18 protein-coding genes are annotated in these 17,328 nt (G+C 70.4%); 11 read left to right on the top strand and 7 right to left on the bottom strand.

Translation table 11 applies throughout. The features are described 5' to 3' along the window. Positions 1–65 precede the first annotated feature (65 nt). The 5 genes from mlaD (at position 66) to FHR56_RS18715 (ending at position 3,018) form a co-directional block, all read left to right on the top strand. A complete protein-coding gene (gene mlaD, locus FHR56_RS18735) occupies positions 66–605 on the top strand; it encodes an outer membrane lipid asymmetry maintenance protein MlaD (RefSeq protein ID WP_019796169.1) in 540 nt (179 codons plus the stop codon). Further along, on the top strand, positions 602–1,270 hold the full coding sequence (locus FHR56_RS18730) for an ABC transporter substrate-binding protein (protein ID WP_184502801.1): 669 nt from the start codon (positions 602–604) through the stop codon (positions 1,268–1,270). The genes mlaD and FHR56_RS18730 overlap by 4 nt, the downstream gene beginning before the upstream one ends. Beyond that, a complete protein-coding gene (locus FHR56_RS18725) occupies positions 1,260–1,574 on the top strand; it encodes an STAS domain-containing protein (RefSeq protein WP_184502800.1) in 315 nt (104 codons plus the stop codon). The genes FHR56_RS18730 and FHR56_RS18725 overlap by 11 nt, the downstream gene beginning before the upstream one ends. 3 nt (positions 1,575–1,577) lie before the next feature. Further along, positions 1,578–2,639 carry a VacJ family lipoprotein gene (locus tag FHR56_RS18720; RefSeq protein ID WP_184502799.1) on the top strand — a complete coding sequence of 354 codons (1,062 nt, stop codon included), beginning with the start codon at positions 1,578–1,580 and terminating at the stop codon, positions 2,637–2,639. A gap of 169 nt (positions 2,640–2,808) precedes the next feature. Then, positions 2,809–3,018 carry a hypothetical protein gene (locus tag FHR56_RS18715; RefSeq protein ID WP_184502798.1) on the top strand — a complete coding sequence of 70 codons (210 nt, stop codon included), beginning with the start codon at positions 2,809–2,811 and terminating at the stop codon, positions 3,016–3,018. Positions 3,019–3,763: 745 nt separating this feature from the next. Here FHR56_RS18715 and FHR56_RS18710 read toward each other — a convergent pair. Both FHR56_RS18710 and rmuC read right to left on the bottom strand, forming a co-directional pair. Further along, positions 3,764–4,306, bottom strand: coding sequence for a glutathione peroxidase (locus FHR56_RS18710; RefSeq protein ID WP_184502797.1), 543 nt, complete (start codon positions 4,304–4,306; stop codon positions 3,764–3,766). A 520-nt stretch (positions 4,307–4,826) separates the two neighbouring features. Further along, positions 4,827–6,416, bottom strand: a complete 1,590-nt coding sequence (rmuC, locus tag FHR56_RS18705) for a DNA recombination protein RmuC (RefSeq protein ID WP_184502796.1) — start codon at positions 6,414–6,416, stop codon at positions 4,827–4,829. 381 nt (positions 6,417–6,797) lie between these two features. Between rmuC and FHR56_RS18700 the strand changes: the two genes are divergently transcribed. The 6 genes from FHR56_RS18700 (at position 6,798) to FHR56_RS18675 (ending at position 12,134) form a co-directional block, all read left to right on the top strand. Beyond that, positions 6,798–7,124 (top strand): hypothetical protein, encoded by a 327-nt coding sequence (locus tag FHR56_RS18700; RefSeq protein WP_184502795.1) that lies wholly within the window; start codon positions 6,798–6,800, stop codon positions 7,122–7,124. 126 nt (positions 7,125–7,250) lie between these two features. Continuing rightward, entirely contained in the window at positions 7,251–7,979 is a 729-nt protein-coding gene (locus FHR56_RS18695; RefSeq protein ID WP_184502794.1) for an MgtC/SapB family protein, read from the top strand. Between the two features lie 38 nt (positions 7,980–8,017). Next, the gene (locus FHR56_RS18690) at positions 8,018–9,088 is read left to right on the top strand and encodes a sensor histidine kinase (protein WP_184502793.1); all 1,071 of its coding nucleotides are present in this window, start codon (positions 8,018–8,020) and stop codon (positions 9,086–9,088) included. Then, positions 9,085–9,705, top strand: a complete 621-nt coding sequence (locus FHR56_RS18685; RefSeq protein ID WP_184502792.1) for a response regulator — start codon at positions 9,085–9,087, stop codon at positions 9,703–9,705. The genes FHR56_RS18690 and FHR56_RS18685 overlap by 4 nt, the downstream gene beginning before the upstream one ends. Positions 9,706–9,963: 258 nt before the next feature. Then, positions 9,964–11,409: an amino acid permease gene (locus tag FHR56_RS18680; protein WP_184502791.1), complete on the top strand. Its 1,446-nt coding sequence runs from the start codon at positions 9,964–9,966 to the stop codon at positions 11,407–11,409. Next, entirely contained in the window at positions 11,406–12,134 is a 729-nt protein-coding gene (locus FHR56_RS18675; protein ID WP_184502790.1) for a DUF6882 domain-containing protein, read from the top strand. The genes FHR56_RS18680 and FHR56_RS18675 overlap by 4 nt, the downstream gene beginning before the upstream one ends. A 45-nt stretch (positions 12,135–12,179) precedes the next feature. Here the strand turns inward: FHR56_RS18675 and FHR56_RS18670 are convergent, their stop codons facing one another. From FHR56_RS18670 to FHR56_RS18650, 5 genes are all read right to left on the bottom strand, one after another. Next, complete coding sequence (locus FHR56_RS18670; protein ID WP_184502789.1) at positions 12,180–12,581, bottom strand: DUF2628 domain-containing protein; 402 nt, start codon at positions 12,579–12,581, stop codon at positions 12,180–12,182. 983 nt (positions 12,582–13,564) lie between these two features. Then, the gene (locus FHR56_RS18665; protein WP_184502788.1) at positions 13,565–14,722 is read right to left on the bottom strand and encodes a glycerate kinase; all 1,158 of its coding nucleotides are present in this window, start codon (positions 14,720–14,722) and stop codon (positions 13,565–13,567) included. Positions 14,723–14,844: 122 nt separating this feature from the next. Beyond that, positions 14,845–15,147, bottom strand: coding sequence for an antibiotic biosynthesis monooxygenase family protein (locus tag FHR56_RS18660; RefSeq protein WP_184502787.1), 303 nt, complete (start codon positions 15,145–15,147; stop codon positions 14,845–14,847). A gap of 59 nt (positions 15,148–15,206) precedes the next feature. Beyond that, the gene (locus FHR56_RS18655) at positions 15,207–15,890 is read right to left on the bottom strand and encodes a YafY family protein (RefSeq protein ID WP_184502786.1); all 684 of its coding nucleotides are present in this window, start codon (positions 15,888–15,890) and stop codon (positions 15,207–15,209) included. Positions 15,891–15,900: 10 nt separating this feature from the next. Continuing rightward, on the bottom strand, positions 15,901–17,082 hold the full coding sequence (locus FHR56_RS18650) for a class I SAM-dependent rRNA methyltransferase (protein ID WP_184502785.1): 1,182 nt from the start codon (positions 17,080–17,082) through the stop codon (positions 15,901–15,903). Positions 17,083–17,328: the final 246 nt, after the last annotated feature.

The raw sequence follows: 17,328 nt of genomic DNA, 5'->3' as shown, positions 1-17,328 counted from the left end.
CGCGGCAACATCCCGGTCGCGGCACTGGCGCCGCGGCCACGCTGAATCAACAAGGTAGACACGTTATGGCTCTCCGTGGTCCCCGTCTCGAGTTCGCCGTCGGCGCCTTCCTGCTGCTGGGCCTGGCCTCGCTGCTGGTGCTGGCGCTGGCTTCCACCAACCGCCAGTGGGGCTTCGGCGGCCACCGCTACGACCTGATCGCGCGCTTCTCGCAGATCGGCCAGCTGCGTGCGCAGGCGCCAGTGAAGATCGGCGGCGTCATCATCGGCCAGGTCGCCAAGATCGACCTGGACCCGACCAAGTTCGACTCGGTCGTCACCCTGTCCATCGACGACAAGTACAAGGATCTGCCGGCCGACACCTCGGCGGCGATCCTGACCAGCGGCCTGCTGGGCGAGAGCTATGTCGGCCTGCAGCCCGGCGGCGACCCGGACACGCTCAAGCCCGGCCAGGAAATCGCCTTCACCCAGCCGGCGGTGGACCTGATCCAGCTGGTCGGCAAGTACATGTTCGGCGGCGGCAGCGCCGGCGGCGACAAGAACGCAACGCCCGCTGCCGCACCCTCGGCCGACCCCACCACGCCCGCAACGGAACCCAAGCCATGACGATCAAACTGCTTTCCGCCGCTCTCGCCGCCGCGCTGGCCGTGGCCGCGCCCTCCGCCGCCCTGGCCCAGGCCGCCGCGCCGGCTGCCTCCGCCGCCCAGGCCGGTTCGGCCAGCAAGGTGGTGCTGGAGAACAGCACGCGCATCCTGACCACGCTGGAACAGCGCCGCAACGAGTTCAAGAGCAACCCCACCGCGCTGCGCCAGTTCATCGACAGCGAGATGAACAAGTCCTTCGACCGCGACTACGCCGCCCGCCTGGTGCTGGGCGTGCACGGCCGCGGCGCCTCCGACGCCGACGTCAAGCTGTTCGGCGACGCGATGGCCGACAACCTGATGCAGCGCTACGGCACCTCGCTGCTGACCTTCGAAGGCAAGCCGCAGGTGCGGGTGAAGTCGGAAACCCCGCTGCCAGGCGGCCGCGGCGTCAAGGTCTCGACCGAGCTGCTGCGCAGCGGCGGCGACCCGGTGCCGGTGGACTACCTGCTGCGCAACACCGGCGCGGGCTGGAAGATCTTCGACGTGATGGTCGAGGGCGTGTCCTACGTGCAGACCTTCCGCAACCAGTTCGACACCCCGCTGCGCAACAAGTCGATCGCCGAGGTCGCGTCCGAGCTGCGCAACGGCACGCTGCAGGCGGCACCGGCGAGCAACAGTGGCAAGTGATGCGCAACTGCGCCGCGACGGCGACACGCTCGCGCTGAGCGGCGTGCTCGACCGTGCCGCGGCCACCGCGCTGTGGCCGGCGGCGCTGCGCGCGCTGCCGGGCGCACGCGCGCTGGACCTGCAGGCGGTGTCGCGTGTGGACAGCGCCGGCCTGGCGCTGCTCGCCGAACTCGCCGCGCGCCTGCGCGCCCAGGGCCAGGCCGAGGTCGCCATCCATGGCGCCCCGGCCGGCCTGACCGACTTGAGCGCCGCCTACCGGCTGGCCTCGACCCTGGACTTCCACTCTCCCCCTGCGGCGAGCTGACACATGAACGTGCTGCGTATCCTCACCTCCCTGACCCTGGCCGCCGCCCTGGGCGCCTGCGCCGGCGCGCCCAAGCGCACGCCGCCGCCTCCGCCGGCGGCCCCGCCCGCGCCCGCCATGTCCATGCAGGACCAGACCGGCAGCGGCGCCGCCGCACCGGCTCCCGCACCGGCCCCCGTGGACACGGCGGCCGCGACGGCCGATGCCGCCCAGGCGGCCGCGACGGCGCCGGCCCCGACGACCGCGCAGGACCCGACCGCGTCCGCCGATGCGGACTACGCCGCGATCTACGGCAGCGACCCGTACAACCCGGTCGCCGATCCGACCCTGCCGGCAGGCGTGCAGGCACCGCAGAGCTACGACCCGTGGGAGAAGTACAACCGCAAGGTGCATGCCTTCAACAACGTGGTCGACCGCGCGGTGGCGCGGCCGCTGGCCCGCGCCTACGTCAACGTGGTGCCGCGGCCGGTGCGGCTGGGCGTGACCAACTTCTTCGACAACCTCAGTTCGCCGCTGACCATGGTCAACCAGTTGCTGCAGGGCCGTCCGCTGCAGGCGGGGCAGACCCTGAGCCGGTTCCTGATCAACAGCACGCTCGGCATCGGCGGCATCTTCGACCCGGCCACCGACGCCAACCTGCCGCGACGCAGCGAGGACTTCGGCCAGACCCTGGGCGTGTGGGGCTGGCGCCGCTCGCGCTATCTGGAACTGCCGTTATTCGGCCCGCGCACGGTACGCGATGCGTTCGGCCTGGTCGGCGACGCGCCGCTGTCGCCGCTGCAGCAGATCGAGGAGGACCGGGTGCGCATCGGCCTGCAGGGTCTGCAGTTGGTGGACACGCGGGCGCAGTTGCTGTCGCTGGACAGCCTGCGCGACCAGGCGCCGGACGAGTACCAGCTGACCCGCGATGCCTGGCTGCAGCGCCGCAACTATCAGATCGAGAGCGACATGCGCGGGCACAAGCGCCAGGACGACGATCTGCCGGCCTATCTGCGCGAGGAAGAAACCAATCCGACGGTGCCGGTGGACGCGATGCCGGTCCCGGAGTGGCGCGGCGGTCGCTGAGTTAGGCGCACGATCCACCTACGAAAAGCCCGGCCTCGGCCGGGTTTTTTGTGTCTGAAGCTTTGCTGCCATCGTTTGTTGACGCAGCGCGATGTGCTGGAATTAGCGCGCGGTTTGCAGTGGATGAGCGAGTGTCGCGGCGGACTACAGAGTGCAGCCGGCTTTGCTGTTGCTGTTGCTCCTGCTGTTGCTCCTGCTGTTGCTCCTGCTGTTGCTGTTGCTGTTGCTGTTGCTGTTGATTTATCGGGGTCCCCTCGGCGCGGCAGCCACGGCGGGCGAATACCCGAAGGGCGACGCGCAGGATGCGCGTCGTTTTTCGCCGGCACATGGATGTGCCGTCGAAAAATGCCCGTCGTGGCTGCGAACCCGGAGCGCGTAGCGCGGAGGGCGCGCTGCGGGGTGTGCTTGACCAGCCTTCGGCTGTGGTAAAGCGCTTCTTTTGGTTACTTTTCTTTGCACAAGCAAAGAAAAGTAACTCGTCGCCAGGCGAAAGCTTTGCTCTTGCATCTGCTGCTACGGCGGTGGCCGCTGAATCGTAGGAGCGGCTTCAGCCGCGACAGGCATCACCGATCATGTGTGTCGCGGCTGAAGCCGCTCCTACCGTTCTTCTTTTCGTCCGACACTGAAATCTCAAGCGAAAGCAAAAGGCTTTCGCCCTAACGGGCGAGTTACTTTTCTTTGCTCGCGCAAAGAAAAGTAACCAAAAGAAAGCGCGCCCTGCCTACGCGCCCTCCGCGCTGCGCGCTCCGGGTCCGCGTCCAGCCCGGGGATCCGCGGAAGGGGCATCCTGCCCCTGCCGCGGACGGCGTACATCCATGTACGCCGCCCTTCGGGTTTTTCCCCGCGCTGGCCGCCGCTTCGGAAGGGAACCCGGTAAATCAAAAGCCCGAGCAACAGCCAAAGCCAAGCAACAGCCAAAGCAACGGCAACGGCAACGGCACGGCACGGCACGGCACGGCAACCACGTCGATGCTGCACGCCTTGCGTAGGAGCGGCTTCAGCCGCGACATGCGACGCCCAAGCACGTCGCAACCTCCCCGGCTCGGTCACCGACTACCTAGACGCCACAACAGCACCTTCCGCTCACCCAGGCACCGTCTAACTGCATCGATTACCGCAGACCGTTAGCCCAACGCCGCGTCGATCGCCGCGCGCAGGCGCGGATCCTCCGCGGTGACGTCCGGGGCGAAACGCACGTGGACCTTGCCGTCGCGGCCGACCAGGAACTTCTCGAAATTCCACAGCACCCCCGGCGCCGGATTCGGCTCGATGCCGTAGCCGGCCAGCTTCTCGCGCATCGGGCCCTCGCCCTCGGTCTGCGGCTGCGCGGCGATCAGCGCGCGGTACAGCGGATGCGTGGCCTCTCCGGTGACCGCGATCTTGGAGAACATCGGGAAGGTCACGTCGTAGGTGAGCTGGCAGAACTGCTGGATCTCCGCCTCGCTGCCCGGCTCCTGGCCCTTGAAATCGTTGGCCGGGAAACCGAGCACTTCCAGGCCGGCCGCCTGCTTCTCGCGGTACAGCGCTTCCAGGCCTGCGTACTGCGCGGTGAGGCCGCACTTGGAGGCAACGTTGACGATCAGCAAGACCTTGCCCTCGAACGCGGCGAGGGTGGTCGGCTCGCCGTCGATGCGGGTCAGCGGAATGGCGGTCAGCGACTCGGACATGGGGCATTACCTCGGTCGAAAGGAAGCGCCAGCATAGTCGCTGCCGGCACAGCATGCGCAGTACCGTGACCGCGTGACTCAGCGCACCGACAGCTCGCCCGTGTCGGCACGTGACACCCGCTTTTGCTGCGGATCATGCGCTCCCGTAGGAGCGGCTTCAGCCGCGACAGCCGCGCCCACAAAACCTGCTCGCGACTGCCACAGGAGGAACAAGAGCCGCCGCTACACATGTGCCGCTCGTCGCGATCAGAAGCGCGCGTAGCGGCCAGCTGGCGAGCAGGCGAGCGGCCTGGAGACGACAACCTATCCGCGATGTCGAATTGCATCGACACTGCAGGCAAGACAACGACACCTGCGTGCTGCGCGATCGGCACAGCGCGCGCATACGAAGCGGCCCCGCTGGCCCATCCAGGTCGCAACGTTGCATCCGACATGGCGCCTGTCCGTCGTACGCCATTCCGCGCCGACGCAACCGCCACACCGTCTCCAATCCCGGCTCCCGCCGCTCAGCGCGCGGCTCTCACTGCCCGTCGTCGCCCGCGGGCTCGTCGGCCTCCGCCTCGTCCAGCGGCAGCGACAGTTCCAGCAGCGGCGCGGCCTGCGCATCGGCCAGGGTCTCGACCCCGCGCAGGCGGCGTTCGATGGTGCGGGTCTTGCGGCTGGCCTCGCCCAGGCTCTTGCCGACGGTGCTGATCTGCTTCTCGGCCTTTTCCAGGATGCCGGCGAACTTGCCGAACTCGCTCTTCACCGCCGCCAGCACGCCCCACACCTCGCTGGAGCGCTTCTCGATGGCGAGGGTGCGAAAGCCCATCTGCAGGCTGTTGAGCAGGGCGGTGATGGTGGTCGGCCCGGCGACGACGATGCGGTGCTCGCGCTGCAGCAGGTCGGCCAGGCCGGGGCGACGCAGGGTCTCGGCGTACAGGCCCTCGGTGGGCAGGAACATCACCGCGAAGTCGGTGGTGTGCGGCGGGGCGATGTACTTGTCGCAGATCGACTTGGCCTGGACCCGGATCGCGCGCTCCAGCTGCGCCCCCGTTGCCTGCACCAGCTCCGGGTCGCCCTGCTCCTGCGCGTCGAGCAGGCGCTCGTAGTCCTCGCGCGGGAACTTGGCGTCGATCGGCAGCCACACCGGCGTGTCCTCGTGGCCGCGGCCGGGCAGACGCACGGCGAAATCGACCATCTCGTTGCGCTCCGGGCGCACCCGCACACCGCGCGCGTACTGCTCCTGGGTCAGGGTTTGCTCGAGGATGTTCTCCAGCTGCACCTCGCCCCAGCCGCCGCGGTTCTTGACGTTGCTCAACACGCGCTTGAGGTCGCCGACGCCGGTGGCCAGCTGCTGCATCTCGCCCAGGCCGCGCTGGACCTGCTCGAGCCGTTCGGAGACCAGCTTGAACGAGGCGTCCAGGCGCGTGTTGAGGGTGGTCTGCAGCTTTTCGTCGACGGTGCCGCGCATCTGCTCGAGCTTGGCCGCGTTGTCGGCCTGCAGTTCCTTCAGCCGCTCCTCCAGGGTGCTGCGCATCTCGCCCATCCGCTGCTCGTTGCGCTGGACCAGGTCACCCAGGCGCTGGCCGAGCGTGTCGGCGAAGCGCTGCTGCGCGTCCGCGCCTTCCTGGCGGCCCTTGCGCGCGTCCTCGAGCAGCGCCTCGCGCAGCGCACCCAGTTGCGCGTCGATGCGCGCGACCAGCTCGGCCTGCTGCTGGCCGAACTGCGCCATGCGCGCGTCCTGCTGCTGGCCGAAGGCATCGAGCTGGCCGCGGATCTCGACCAGGCGCTGGCTCAGCAACTCGGCCATGCGCTGCTGCGCGGCGCCGGCCTCGACCCGGCCACGCCGCGCGTCCTCGGTCAGCGCTTCGCGCAGCAGGTCCAGGCGCTGGTCGGTACGGGTGGACAGGTCGGCCAGGTGGCGGGCGAAGCCTTCGCTGCGCGCGTCCTGCTGGCGGGCCAGACTGTCGAGCTGCTCGCGCAGTTCGCCGCGGCCGCTGCGCTGCTCCTCGCGCAGGGCCGCCTCCAGCGCGGTGTGGTTGCCCCGCCGCAGCAACACGGCCAGCAACAGGGCGATGACGGCGCACAACAGGCCGGCGAGGATCAGGAAATGGACATCGTTCTGCATGCGGTCAGTGTAGCCGGCCGCGTCTCAATCGCTGCGCCACGCGCCGGCAGGCGGAGGAGAGCGGATATACCTTGGTATCGCCGCCATGGCCTCATGCAGGCTGGTACGGGCATGGGCCGCGTGCCAAGCTTTGCGCCATCCGCTGCTGGCCCGGCCAGCGGGCGGCGCCGCGGCAGCACGCCGCGCCCGGCCATCGCGCATCGCGCGATCCGTTCCCCTGACCCCGGAGGCGCGCATGGACCCCGATCCGCATCGACGCGGCGTCAGCGCCGCATTCTCTCCCCATTCTCCCCGCCTGGTCGCTGCCCGGCGCTGAGCCGGAAGACGCCCGCCGCCCACGCCGCGACGTCCTTGCCGGCCACGCGCCGCAAGGAGGTCGTCATGTTCGTGTTCTCGCTGTTTTCCCGCCATCTCCGTCTGCAGCGCTGCCTGCAGCGCGCGCTGCGTGCCGCGGTCGCCATGCGCCGCACCGAAGCGCTGCGCCATCTGCTCGCCGCCCACGGCGCCCGCGCCTTCGCCTTGGCGCTGTCCGCGCAATCGCCGCGGGTGATGGCCGATGCGCTGTCGCTGTTGCCCGTCGCCGACCGCATCCGGGTCCGCGCGCGGCTGCCGCATGCGGCGCAGCGGCGCCTGCACGCCGCCGGGGTGAGTGCCCCGGCGGCGCACTGGCTGCATGCCGCCCTGGCCTGGTGGCCCGGGGTACGCTGACACCCGCGCGCCTGCCGCCACGGTGTCGACTGCCATCTCGCCCCGGCATCATGCGCCCCTGCATCCGCTCATTCCCTTTCCCGGAGCCGCCATGATCGCTCCCCTCGCCCACCGGAACGCGCCCTGATGGAAGCCCTGCGCCTGTTCAATCTCGGCTCGCTGCTCGACACCCTGGTGAGCCTTACCGCCGCCTTCGTGCTCGGCGCGATCATCGGCTTCGAGCGCCAGGTGCGCCAGCGCACCGCCGGGCTGCGCACCAACACCCTGGTCGCGGTCGGCGCGGCGATCTTCGTCTCGCTCGGCGACCGCCTGTTCGAGATCCACGGCGGCACCCAGGGCGCGGTGCAGGTGGTGGCCTACGTGGTCTCCGGGATCGGCTTCCTCGGCGCCGGCGCGATCATGAAGGAAGGCGCCAACGTCACCGGGCTCAACACCGCGGCCACGCTGTGGGGATCGGGTGCGGTCGGCGCCTGCGCCGGTGCCGGACTGGTCGCCGAGGCGGTGCTGGCGGCCATGTTCGTGCTGCTCAGCAATACCCTGCTGCGGCCGATGGTGAACCGCATCAACCGGCATCCGCTGAAGGAATCCTCGCTGGAAGCGACCTACATGTTCTATGCGATCTGCGCGCGCGAGGTGCATGGCGAGGTGCGCGAGCGGCTGATCGAGCTGCTGGAGGAGGCGCACTACCCGGCGCGCGAAGTCGAGCAGCATCCGTTCGGGCAGCAGGACGTGGAGATCGCCGCCACCCTGTACGCCACCGCGGTGCGCGCCGAGGAACTAGATGCGGTGGTGCAGCGCCTGGAGGGCGAACCGGGTGTACAACAGGCGTTCTGGAACGCCGGCGCCGAAGCCTGAGCCACCATGCCCAACCTCGTCCCTCCCATGTCACGTCGATGATCGCCTGGTTCAAGCCGCTGCCGCCGCACCGCCGCCTGCTCGGCCTGGCCGCGCTGGGCCTGGCGCTGGGCGCGATCTTCCTCGCCGACACGGTCACCGACTACGCGGTGGCGGCAGCGCTGTTCTACACCGTGGCGATCCTCGGCGCGGTGCGGCTGCTGGCGCCGGCCGGGCTGGGCGTGCTGGCCGGGCTGTGCGTGGTGCTGATCGTGCTCAGCTTCCATCTCACCCATACCGGTGCCTACCGGGTCGGCGTGATCAACTCGGCGATCAGCATCGTGGTGGTGGCGGTGACCGCCTCCATTGCGGTGCGCATGGAGCGCGCCAAGGCCGCCGCGCACGCCGCGCAGGCGCAGTTGCTGCGGCTGGCGCGGGTGCGCAGCCTCGGCAGCCTGACCGCCTCGATCGCGCACGAGGTCAACCAGCCGCTGGCGGCCATCGTCACCAGCGGCAACGCCTGCCAGCGCTGGCTCGACCAGCAACCGCCGAACCTGGACAAGGCGCGCGCGGCGCTGGCGCGCATCCTCGCCGACGCCGAGCGTGCCGGCGAGGTGATCGCGCGGGTGCGCAGCCTGACCCGCGGCGAGGCGCCGCAGCAGCGCGCTTTCGATCTCAATGCCGCGGTGGCCGAGGTGCTGGCGCTGTCGCAGGGCGAACTGGAGCGCAGCGCGGTCAGCGTGCACACCGAACTGTCGGCGCTGCTGCCGCCGGTATCGGCCGACCCGGTGCAGATCCAGCAGGTGATCGGCAATCTGCTGCTCAACGCGATCGAGGCGATGGCGGCCACGCCGCCGGCGCAACGCGCGCTGCGCATCGCCACCGTGCGCGAGGACGCGCGCTCGGTGCGGCTGAGCGTGGCCGACAGCGGCGAAGGCCTGTCCGCGCAGGCGCAGGCGCACCTGTTCGATGCGTTCTGGACCACCAAACAGGGCGGCATCGGCATCGGCCTGAGCATCAGCCGCAGCATCGTCGAGGCAGGCGGCGGCCGCATCTGGGCCGAACCCGGGCGGCCGCGCGGCGCGGTGTTCTGCGTCTGCCTGCCCATCGCCAGCGGAGCCCGCCCATGACCGCCGACGCGAGCGCACGCCCGGTGGTGTACCTGATCGACGACGACGCCTCGATCCGCGCCGCGCTGGAAGACCTGTTCGCCTCGGTGGACCTGCAGGTACATGCCTTCGCCTCCACCCGCGACTTCCTGGCGCATCCGCGCACCGACGCGCCGAGCTGCCTGGTGCTGGACATCCGCATGCCCGGGCAGAGCGGCATGGACTTCCACCGCAACATGCACGAGGCCGGGCTGGCGCTGCCGACCATCTTCATCACCGGCCACGGCGACATCCCGATGAGCGTGGAGGCGATGAAGAACGGCGCCATCGAGTTCCTGACCAAGCCGTTCCGCGACCAGGACCTGCTCGACGCGATCGGCCAGGGCATCGCCCGCGACCGCGCGCGCCGCGCCGCCGATGCGGCCCAGGCCGAATTGCAGGCGCGCTGGGCGCGGCTCAGCGCCGGCGAACGCGAGGTGGTGGAGTTGGTGGTGCAGGGCCTGCTGAACAAGCAGGTGGCGGCACGACTGCAGCTCAGCGAGATCACGGTGAAGGTGCGCCGCGGCAACGCGATGCGCAAACTGGAGGTCGGCTCGCTGGCCGAGCTGGTGCGGCTGGCGGAGCGGCTGGGGCGGTAGCCGGTCGCGAGAACGCAAGTTGCCGCGTGCGGCGGAACACGTTCTGGCACACCGCTATTCGGTAGGAGCGGCTTCGGCCACGACAAGCGTCATCGGGAACGCCCGTCGCGGCTGAAGCCGCTCCTACGAGAGAGCGGTCTCGGCGCGATACTGCCGAACGCGCATTCGCATCGACCCGCGCAGGCGCCGCGGGCATAGCTTTGCTGCACTGCGTTCGGCGACACTGCCGGGCTTGTCACTCCCGCACCCGAGGCCCAAATGTCGTTCCTGTTCCGGCGCAAGTCGCTCGACCTGGTCACCGTCCACGAGGCCGGCCGCCGGCTGGTGCCCTCGCTGAGTTGGCCGCATCTGGTAGCGCTGGGCATCGGCGCGATCGTCGGCACCGGCATCTACACCTTGATCGGAGTCGGCGCACAGTTGGCCGGGCCGGCGGTGCTGGTGTCGTTCGCGGTGGCCGGGGCGATCTGCGCCTGCGCCGCGCTGGCCTACGCGGAGATGGCGACGATGATGCCGGCCGCCGGCAGCGCCTATACCTACAGCTACGTCGCGCTCGGCGAGGCGATCGCCTGGGTGGTGGGCTGGAGCCTGATCCTGGAGTACTCGCTGGTGGTCAGCACGGTGGCGGTGGGCTGGTCCGGCTACTTCGTCGGCTTCCTGCACTGGGCCAGTGCGCAGACCGGGTTCGACATGAGCCTGCCGGCAGCGCTGACCGCCGGACCGCACGCCGGTGGCATCGTCAACCTGCCGGCGGTGCTGATCACCTTCGCCGTGGCCGGCCTGCTGATGGCCGGCACCAAGGAGAGCGCCACGCTCAACGCGGTGCTGGTGGTGCTGAAGCTGATCGCCCTGGGCATCTTCGTGGCGGTGGCGCTGCCGGCGTTCCAGAGCGCCAACCTGCACCCGTTCATGCCCTACGGCTTCCCCAAGACGGTCGGCGCCGACGGCGTGGCGCACGGGGTGATGGCCGCGGCGGCGATCATCTTCTTCGCCTTCTACGGCTTCGATGCGATTTCCACCGCCGCCGAGGAGACCAAGAACCCCAAGCGCGACCTGGCGATCGGCATCGTCGGCTCGATGATCGGCTGCACCCTGATCTACATCCTGGTGGCGCTGGCCGCGGTCGGCGCGATGCGCTACGACGTGTTCGGCGCCAGCGCCGAGCCGCTGGCGCTGATCCTGCGCGAACTCGGCCACGGCAAGGCGGCGGCGGCGATCGGCGTGGTCGCGGTGATCGCGCTGCCGACCGTGCTGCTGGCGTTCCTGTACGGGCAGAGCCGGATCTTCTTCGTGATGTCGCGCGATGGCCTGCTGCCGCGCGGGCTGTCCAAGGTCAACGCACGCACCGGCACGCCGGTGGCCACCACCCTGTTCACCGCGGTGCTGGTGGCGGCGCTGGCCGGCGTGGCGCGGCTGGACGAGATCGCTGCGCTGGCCAATGCCGGCACCCTGGCCGCCTTCATCGCGGTGGCCGCGTGCATGCTGGTCCTGCGCCGCCGCGAACCCGGCCGCACCCGCACCTTCCGCACGCCGCTGGCCTGGCTGGTCGGGCCGCTGGCGATCGGCGGCTGCCTGTACCTGTTCTGGAGCCTGCCGCATACCACGCAACTCTGGTTCGCGCTGTGGAACGTGCTGGGCGTGGTCGCCTACCTGCTGTACGGCCGCCGCAACAGCCTGCTGCAGCGCGCGCCGCAGACGCCGCGATGAGCCCGGAGTTCCAGGCGGCGCTGGCACGGCACATCGGCAGCGCCTATGCGCGCCAGCTGGCCCTGGCCGATGTGCTGGCCGAGCGTGGCTGGCAGGTGGACCTGGGCGAAGGCCGGGTGCGTTTCGGCGAGGATCTGTCGTTTCCGATGCAGCTGCTGGGCACTGCCGCCGAGGCCAGCGCCAGCTGGCTGTGGGCCTGGGCCAACACCGCCAGCAACCTGCCGTCGGCCTTGCTGACCGAAGCGCAAGCGCTGCGCCTGCACGGCGAGCGCGAAGGCATTGAAGAACTCGCCGCGCCGTCCTCGGCGCTGGGCGAGGACGGCGGCCACCACATCGCCCTGCTCGCCGGCGCGCTGCGTGGGCGCTGCTACTACCGCGCGCCGTACGACGGCGGCGCGCTGTTCTTCCTGCTCGACGACGTGCCGGCCGCGGTGTTCGCGCCGTGCGACGACGCCCGCGTGCTGCGCCTGCTCGGGGAACTGCCGATGCAGTTCGCGCTCGACCACCGTGCCATGAGCGAAGGCTTCCTGGCGGACCAGGGCTATGCGCTGCAGCGCGACGCCGCGCAGACCGTGGCGACGCGGGGCAACGCCCGCATCGTCCTGGAGTTCGATGCACAGGACCAGCTGGTCCGCGCGCAAGGCCAACTGGCCTCGGCACCGGCCGCCACGGCGGTCACGCCAACGCCGGCACCGGCCTGGCAGTTCTGGAAATGCAAGCGCTGAACACGGCGGCGGCGCGTCGCATCCGCGCGCCGCCGTACCGCGCCATTACCACCAACGCACGCCTTCAAACGGGTTCCAGCTGACGCTGCCCTTGCGCAGGTGCAGGTAGTAGGCGTAGTTGGCGGCCATGCCGACCAGCAGCGAGTAGGCGATGCCCAGGCAGCGGCCGACCACCTCGGGCAGGAACGCCGCGACGATGCCCACCGCCAGCGAGATGCCGATCAGGCCCAGCGCCTTGCGCCACATGCCGAGGATGAAGAAGTAGATGAAGCCGAAGAACAGGGCGAAGAAGTTCATGTTGATCTTCAACCGTTCCATGAACGGCAGCGCCTTGAATGCTGCCTTGTACTCGGGCGTGGAGGGCGCGCCGTGACGGTCGAAGAAGTCGAAGCGGAACTGCCACTTGGGGCTGAGCGGGGCGCGTTGCGGAAGATTGGGGGTTTCCATGCGGGAGCATCCGTGTTGTAAACGTTTTCAGTTTAACTGAATGGGGCGGTGCGCGCCAAATAGGGACGGCTGAAGCACCAGGATGGTGCGGGGAGCGGGATTTGGGATTGGGGAGTCGGGATTGGCAACGGTGGGGATGGCGCTGACAACACGCCTGGCCCCGGGCGGACTTCCCTCCCGCAGTGCGGCAGCCGTCGGCCATCGCGTCGGGACTGAAGTCCCTCCCACAAGGCTGGCCTGCGCGCGGCGCGTCCGCTGACGGATGCCATCTGTAGGAGCGGCTTCAGCCGCGACGCGAGGGGCGATGCCCTCGCAGGGCTCTGCGGCAACCACAGGTCATCGGGTCGGGACTGAAGTCCCTCCCACAAGGCTTTGCCTGGCCCGTGGCGCGTCCGCTGGCGGGTGCCCATCTGTGGGAGCGGCTTCAGCCGCGACGCGCGGGGCAGCGGCCTCGCGGGCCTGCGGCAACCACGCGTCATCGCGTCGGGACTGAAGGCCCTCCCACAAGGCTGGCCTGCGCGCGGCGCGTCCGCTGACGGATGCCAGCTGTAGGAGCGGCTTCAGCCGCGACGCGAGGGGCGATGCCCTCGCAGGGCTCTGCGGCAACCACAGGCCATCGGGTCGGGACTGAAGTCCCTCCCACAAGGCTTTGCCTGGCCCGTGGCGCGTCCGCTGGCGGGTGCCCACCTGTGGGAGCGGCTTCAGCCGCGACGCGCGGAGTGACGGCCTCGCAGGGTCCTGCGGTAACCACCGGTCATCGGGTCGGGACTGAAGTCCCTCCCATAAGGCTTGCCTGCGCGTGGCGCATCCGCTGACGGGTGCCAGCTGTAGGAGCGGCTTCAGCCGCGACGCGCGGGGCAACGGCCTCGCGGAGCGCTGCGGTCACCACCGATGATCGGGTCGGGACTGAAGTCCTCCCCACAGGGGCTTACCAACGCCGCGGATGGCAGCGTGCCGCCACGCCGAGCCAACGGCGGAGGCCGCTATTGCGCCCGGGAGCCGCCCAGGCGCTGGCCCAGCGCGATCGCCGCGGCCACGTTGCGGGCCGCCTGGCGCAGGGCGTCCGCGGCGTCGGCCAGCGCGGCCTCGCGGGTGGACACCCGCTGCACCGCGCCGAACAGCGCGTCGATTCCCTGTGCCTGCAGGTCTGCCGCGCCCTCGCCCAGGCCACCGGCGATGGCCAGCACCGGCACGCCATGGCGCCGGGCGATGCGGGCGATCCCGACCGGCACCTTTCCCTGCGCGCTCTGCCCGTCCAGGCGGCCCTCGCCGGTGACCAACAAATCGGCGCCGGCCAGGTGCGCTTCCAGCCCCAACGCCTGCGCGACGATCTCCACGCCCGGCCGCAGGCGCGCGCCGAGGAAGGCCACCAGGGCCGCGCCGATGCCGCCGCCGGCGCCGGCGCCGGGCAGCTGCGCCACCGCCACGCCCAGGGTGCGTTCGATCGCCTCGGCATAACGCTGCAACCCGGCATCGAGCTGGACGACCATCGCCAGCGTGGCGCCCTTCTGCGGCCCGAACACCGCCGAGGCGCCGGTCGGCCCGGTCAGCGGGTTGTCGACATCGCAGGCGACCTCGATCGTGCAGTCGCGCAGCCGTGGGTCCAGTCCGTCCAGTGCGATGCGCGCCAGCGCGCCCAGCGCGGCGCCGCCGGCAGCCAGGTCGCGGCCGTCCGCGTCCAGCAGGCGCACGCCCAGCGCCTGCGCCATGCCGGCGCCGCCATCGTTGCTGGCGCTGCCGCCGATGCCGATCAGCAGCCGGCGCGCGCCGGCGTCCAGGGCGGCCAGGATCAGTTCGCCGACGCCGCGGGTGCCGGTCAGGCGTGGATCGCGCCGCGGCGGCGGCACCAGCATGAGCCCGCTGGCCGCGGCCATCTCGATCAGGGCGGTGCCGCCGTCCTCGCTGAGGCCGAATTCCGCTGTCACAGGCGCGCCCAGCGGGCCGGTCACGGTGCAGGCGACCCGGCGCCCACCACCGCCGGCGACCAACGCGTCCACCGTGCCCTCGCCGCCGTCGGCGAACGGCAGCAACACATACTGCGCGTCCGGGAACACGCTGCGGAAGCCCGCCGCGATCTGCGCGGCCGCCTGCGCCGCGGACAGGCTTTCCTTGAACGCGTCCGGGGCGATGACGATCTTCATGCGGGGGACGCGGCGGGCGACCGCGTCTCGGCGTGGGGCGAGGCGGGCCGCTTCATGCGCGCGTTCGAAAGCAACATGGGGTGATCATAGTCGCGGCCGGCGTGACGACGTACTTCGCCGTCTCAGGCTGGCGCCAAGTGCCGCATCACCTGCAGCTCGGCGATGGCCGCGGCATAGGGCGCGAAGCGGGCATCGCCGTTGGCGAAGGCATCGGCCGCCGCCTGTGCGCTGGCCAGGTCGCGCCAGTGCGCGATGTCGACGAACTGGTCGTCGCCGTCCAGCGGCGCATACGCGCGGTAATCGAGCAGGCCGGGAAAATCGGCAAGCGCCGCGCGCAGTTGTTGGCGCAGCGCCGGCATGCGCTCGCGGGCGTCGGGCTTGACGGTGAACACGGCGAGTTCGAGGACGCAATTGGAGTGGGACATGCAAGCATTCCGCAGTGAAGGAGCCGGCAGTCTGCGGACACCCTGCTGACACCGGGGTGTCAGTGCCCGCGCTGCGCCCAGGCCGCGCGTTGGTGCTGGAGATACGCGTCCAGCGCCACGTGTGCCGGCACCGGCAACGGCGTCGCGCAGGGCTGTACCGCCTCGATCCGATCCAGGCGGAAATCGCGATACGCGGCGCGCAGCCCGCACCAGCTGCCCAGCGTCCAGTGCTGCCCCCAGTGGAACAGGCCCAGCGGCATCACCGCGCGCTCGCTGGTCTCGCCCTGCAGGCTGCGATAACGCAGCCGAACGCTCCGGCGCTGCGCGGTGGCGGCGTGCAGCGCCTGCCAGCATGGCAACGCCACCGGCGCGGCGCGCAGTGCGCGTGCCACCCGCGGCACCGCCGCCGGCATCGGCAAGGCCGCCTGCAGCTTGTGCAGCAGGCTCCGCGCCGCCGGCTGCAGGTGGCCGCCACCGCTGCAGGCGAGCATCTCCACCGCCAGTTGCAAGGCCTCGACTTCCTCGCCCGACAGCGCCAGCGGCGGCAGGGCGAACGCCGGGTCCAGCCGATAGCCGATGCCGGCCTCGCCGTAGACCGGAATGCCGCCGAGCGAGAGATCGTCGAGGTAGCGGTAGATGCTGCGGACCGACAGGCCCAACTCGGTGGCAAGCACGGCGGCCGTCACCGGCTGGCGCACCCGGATAAGGTTGACCAGCTGGAACAGCCGCTCGGCCTTGCGCATGCGTGGCGCGCTAGTCCACCACGCGGCAGAACACCGCCTTGAGGTAGCGCGATTCCTGCACGTGGGCCATGAACGGGTGGTCGGCGCCGGCGCCGGCCACCTTCAGGATCTGGATGGTGCGGCCGGAGAAGTAGGCGGCGCGGCGCAGCATGTCCAGGAACTCGTGCTCGGCGACCAGGCCGGTGCAGGAGAAGGTGGCGAACAGGCCGCCCGGGGCGACCACGCCCAGCGCCAGCTTGTTCATGTCCAGGTACTTCTTCAGCGCCGGGATCACCTGGTCGCGGTCGCGGGTCATCTTGGCCGGGTCCAGGATCACCACGTCGTACTGGTCGCCGCGGGCAGCGGCATCGCGCAGGTACGGGAAGATGTCGGCCTGCACGAACCTGGGCCGCACATCGTTGAGGCGGGCGTTGCCCTTGGCGATCTCGATCACGTCCTCGTCGATGTCCACGCCGACCACCTCGGTGGCGCCGCGGACCTTGGCGTAGACCGCGAAGCCGCCGGTGTTGCAGCACAGGTCGAGCACGCGCTTGCCTTCCACCTGCTGGCTCAGCCATTGGCGGTTCTCGCGCTGGTCGGCGAAGAAGCCGGTCTTGTGCGCGCCGGCCGGGTCGGCGCGGAAGCGCACGCCGTACTCGCTGATGATCGCCGGCTCCGGGCGCTCGCCGCTGCTGGACACCGGCCGGTAGTCGAAGCTCTCCTGCTTCTGCACGTGTTCCTCGGCGAAGCTGTAGAAGCGCGCGCCCGGGAATTGCGCGCGCAGCGCGGCGTAGATCCACTCGCGGTGGCGGAACATGCCGGCGCTGAAGAACTCCACCACCAGCAGGTCGCCATAGCGGTCCACCACCAGGCCGGACAGGCCGTCGCCCTCGGCATGCACCACGCGCCAGGCGTCGCTGACCGCATCCAGCTTGAGCACGTCACGGCGCAGCGACACTGCCTCGGCGATCTTGCGCGCGAACCAGTGCTCGTCGACGGCGATGTCGGGGTTGGTCTCGAGGATGCGCACGGCGATGCGCGAGTGGCCGTTGTAGAAGCCGCGGCCGACCCACGCGCCGTCCACCCCGACCACGTCCACCAGCGCACCCGGCTTGGGCTTGGCGGCGGGTTTTTCGACCAGTTTCTGGAAGATCCAAGGATGGCTGGAGCGCCAGGCGTTCTTGAGGCGGACAACGGGCAGGGGACTATTCATGAACGCCATTGTAGCCGCCCCGATTGACGGCACCGCCGGCAGCCGCAAGAATGCGCGCAGAAGGGGAGTAGCTCCCGACGTTGTCGCCGTCAATTCGAGCCCGCGGGCTCCGGTGCAACGGCAGCCGGTCCATCGGCTGCGAGCGAGACCTTCGCCGCAGTGGCGAAGGCACCCTCTGGACGACATCCGTCGTCTCCGTCCTGAACGCCTCCGCCGCCGCGGCCCCGAGGTTCCCTGTTCACTGAC

Origin of the sequence: Xanthomonas sp. F10 (assembly GCF_014206815.1) — a bacterium.
In the GTDB taxonomy this organism is placed as follows: Bacteria; Pseudomonadota; Gammaproteobacteria; order Xanthomonadales; family Xanthomonadaceae; genus Xanthomonas_A; species Xanthomonas_A indica.
This window is presented reverse-complemented; position numbering and strand designations above follow the sequence as displayed.